Annotated in this window: 1 protein-coding gene; it reads left to right on the top strand. The window is 32.8% G+C overall.

Annotated features, from left to right (window positions below; all coding sequences use genetic code 11):
• Window positions 1-314: hypothetical protein (locus BN338_RS12290; protein WP_198003705.1), on the top strand; the 314-nt coding region annotated here is incomplete at both ends.

Genomic DNA, 314 nt, shown 5'->3' with positions numbered 1-314 from the left:
GAACCTGCTACAGGAATTGTTTAAAGAAAACAGTGACTATTTAGAACATCAGAAAAATCTAAACATTCAAGTTATTTTTGGTAACCCTCCTTATTCTTTTGGACAGAAGAGTGCTAATGATAATAATCCGAATACCTCTTATTTCATATTAGATAATCGTATTCGTGAGAAATATATATCGAATTCAACAAAAATAATAAATCGAAACAAACTTTATGATAGCTATATACGAGCAATTTGCTGGGCAAGCGACCGTATAAAAGAGCGTGGTGTTATTGGATTTGTTACGAACGCAGGATTTATCAGTGGTCATG

The sequence above is a fragment of the Bartonella queenslandensis AUST/NH15 genome, assembly GCF_000312585.1.
Taxonomy (GTDB): Bacteria; Pseudomonadota; Alphaproteobacteria; order Rhizobiales; family Rhizobiaceae; genus Bartonella; species Bartonella queenslandensis_A.
This window is presented reverse-complemented; position numbering and strand designations above follow the sequence as displayed.